Here is a 3331-nt window from a genome sequence, read left to right as displayed (position 1 = left end):
TGGTGTTGTGGGTGGGTTTGTGGTGTGTGTTTTGATTTGTGGATAGTGTGCGCGAGCATCTTGTATCTGTGGTGGCCAAGTTAGTGTGGCACACGGTGGATGCCTTGGCATCAGGCGCCGATGAAGGACGTGGGAGGCCGCGATAGTCCACGGGGAGTTGTCAACCGAGCTGTGATCCGTGGGTGTCCGAATGGGGGAACCTAGCCCGAGTCATTTCGGGTTGCCGCTGTCTGAATGTATAGGGCAGTTGGTGGTGACGCGGGGAAGTGAAACATCTCAGTACCCGCAGGAAGAGAAAACAAGAGTGATTCCCTGAGTAGTGGTGAGCGAAAGGGGATGTGGCTAAACCGTGCGCGTGTGATAGACGGCAGTTGTTGCGTGTGCGGGGTTGTGGGATGCATCTGGTCTGGTCTGCCGGCCAGGCGCGGTGATGGGCAGGTTAGCTGAAGTCGTTGGGAAGCGGCACCGGAGTGGGTGAGAGTCCCGTAGGTGAAGGCTTGTTCTAGCTGTTGATGTTGTCCCGAGTAGCGCGGAGCTCGTGGAATTCCGTGTGAATCTGGCAGGACCACCTGCTAAGCCTAAATACGTCCTGATGACCGATAGTGCACTAGTACCGTGAGGGAAAGGTGAAAAGTGCCCCGGTGAGGGGTCGTGAAATAGTACCTGAAACCGTGTGCTGTCAAGCCGTCAGAGCCTTTTGGGGTGATGGCGTGCCTTTTGAAGAATGAGCCTGCGAGTCATGGTGTGTGGCGAGGTTAACCCGGGTGGGGTAGCCGTAGCGAAAGCGAGTCTGAATAGGGCGTTGAGTCGCATGCTGTGGACCCGAAGCGGGGTGATCTACCCATGTCCAGGGTGAAGCGGAGGTAAGACTTCGTGGAGGCCCGAACCCACCAGGGTTGAAAACCTGGGGGATGAGGTGTGGGTAGGGGTGAAAGGCCAATCAAACTCCGTGATAGCTGGTTCTCCCCGAAATGCATTTAGGTGCAGCGTTGCGTGTTGCTTGCCGGAGGTAGAGCTACTGGTTGGCTGATGGGCCCGACAAGGTTACTGAGGTCAGCTAAACTCCGAATGCCGGTGAAGTTAAGCGTGGCAGTGAGACTGCGGGGGATAAGCTTCGTAGTCGAGAGGGAAACAGCCCAGATCATCAGCTAAGGCCCCTAAGCGTGTGCTAAGTGGGAAAGGTTGTGGAGTTGCTGAGACAACCAGGAGGTTGGCTTAGAAGCAGCCATCCTTTAAAGAGTGCGTAATAGCTCACTGGTCAAGTGATTCTGCGCCGATAATGTAACGGGGCTTAAGTGCACCGCCGAAGCTGTGGAGCCTGCCGTTTGGTGGGTTGGTAGGGGAGCGTCCGGCATCCTGTGAAGCTGCGGAGTGATCCTGTGGTGGAGGGTGTTGGAGTGAGAATGCAGGCATGAGTAGCGATACCAGTGTGGGAAACACTGGCGCCGATTGACTAAGGGTTCCTGGGGCAGGTTAATCCGCCCAGGGTGAGTCGGGGCCTAAGGCGAGGCCGACAGGCGTAGTCGATGGATAACGGGTTGATATTCCCGTACCCGTTCACGTGCGCCCATACCGAACCTTTTGATGCTAACCACCACTGAAGCCGGTTGGTGCCTTCGGGTGCTTTCTGGTGGAGGCGTGGGACCCGATTTGGTAGTAGGTAAGCGATGGGGTGACGCAGGAGGGTAGCTCTACCGGGCGGTGGTTGTCCCGGGATAAGCGTGTAGGCCGAGGGGTAGGTAAATCCGTCCCTTGTTGTGGCTGAGGCGTGATGTCGAGTCGTTTGAGACGAAGTGAGTGATCCCATGCTGTCGAGAAAAGCCTCTAGTGAGTGCGTGGGCGGCCCGTACCCTAAACCGACGCAGGTGGTCAGGTAGAGAATACCGAGGCGTTCGGGTGAACCATGGTTAAGGAACTCGGCAAATTGTCCCCGTAACTTTGGGAGAAGGGGAGCCCTGTCTGGTGAAGAGGCGTTTGCTCTTGGAGCTGGGTGGGGTCGCAGATACCGGGGGGAAGCGACTGTTTATTAAAAACACAGGTCCGTGCGAAGTCGTAAGACGCTGTATACGGACTGACGCCTGCCCGGTGCCGGAACGTTAAGAGGACTGGTTAGATGGCCTTTGGGTTGTCGAAGCTGGGAATCTAAGCGCCGGTAAACGGCGGTGGTAACTATAACCATCCTAAGGTAGCGAAATTCCTTGTCGGGTAAGTTCCGACCTGCACGAATGGCGTAACGACTTCCCCGCTGTCTCAACCATGGGCCCGGTGAAATTGCACTACGAGTAAAGATGCTCGTTTCGCGCAGCAGGACGGAAAGACCCCGGGACCTTCACTATAGCTTGACATTGGTGTTTGGGATGGTTTGTGTAGGATAGGTGGGAGCCTGTGAAGCTTGGACGCTAGTTCGGGTGGAGGCGTTGGTGAAATACCACTCTGGCTGTTTCGGGCATCTAACCTGGGACCGTGATCCGGTTCGGGGACAGTGTCTGGTGGGTAGTTTAACTGGGGCGGTTGCCTCCTAAAGGGTAACGGAGGCGCCCAAAGGTTCCCTCAGCCTGGTTGGCAATCAGGTGTTGAGTGTAAGTGCACAAGGGAGCTTGACTGTGAGACGGACGTGTCGAGCAGGTGCGAAAGCAGGGACTAGTGATCCGGCATCGGCGTGTGGAAGCGGTGTCGCTCAACGGCTAAAAGGTACCCCGGGGATAACAGGCTGATCTTCCCCAAGAGTCCATATCGACGGGATGGTTTGGCACCTCGATGTCGGCTCGTCGCATCCTGGGGCTGGAGTTGGTCCCAAGGGTTGGGCTGTTCGCCCATTAAAGCGGCACGCGAGCTGGGTTTAGAACGTCGTGAGACAGTTCGGTCCCTATCCGCTGTGCGCGTTGGAGACTTGAGAAGGGCTGTCCCTAGTACGAGAGGACCGGGACGGACGAACCTCTGGTGTGCCAGTTGTTCCGCCAGGAGCATGGCTGGTTGGCTACGTTCGGGAGGGATAACCGCTGAAAGCATCTAAGCGGGAAGCTTGCTTCGAGATGAGGTCTCCCACCACTGTGAGTGGGTAAGGCTCCCAGTAGACGACTGGGTTGATAGGCCGGATGTGGAAGCCTTGTGAGGGGTGGAGCTGACCGGTACTAATCGGCCGAGGGCTTGTCCACCGCAGATGCTGGGTGCTCGCGCATACACACGAATCGTTGAGAATATTGTTTTTGCCGCGTTGTTGTTGTGGCTCTTGGTTTTCCCGCCCCTGTGTGGGGGTTGGGGTGAGGGTTACGGCGGTGATGGCGGGAGGGAAACACCCGGTCCCATTCCGAACCCGGTCGTTAAGCCTCCC

At 57.0% G+C, this 3331-nt stretch carries 2 rRNA genes; both read left to right on the top strand.

Annotated elements, in window-relative coordinates:
* Positions 1-72 precede the first annotated feature (72 nt).
* Positions 73-3156: ribosomal RNA gene (locus tag ACYVHU_RS26585) — 23S ribosomal RNA — on the top strand.
* A gap of 112 nt (positions 3157-3268) precedes the next feature.
* Positions 3269-3331 (top strand): 5S ribosomal RNA (gene rrf, locus ACYVHU_RS26580); the annotation flags it as partial.

The sequence above is a fragment of the Marinactinospora endophytica genome (genome assembly GCF_054780875.1).
The sequence above is the reverse complement of the archived record's forward strand: the minus strand, read 5'-3'. Positions and strand labels throughout refer to the sequence as shown.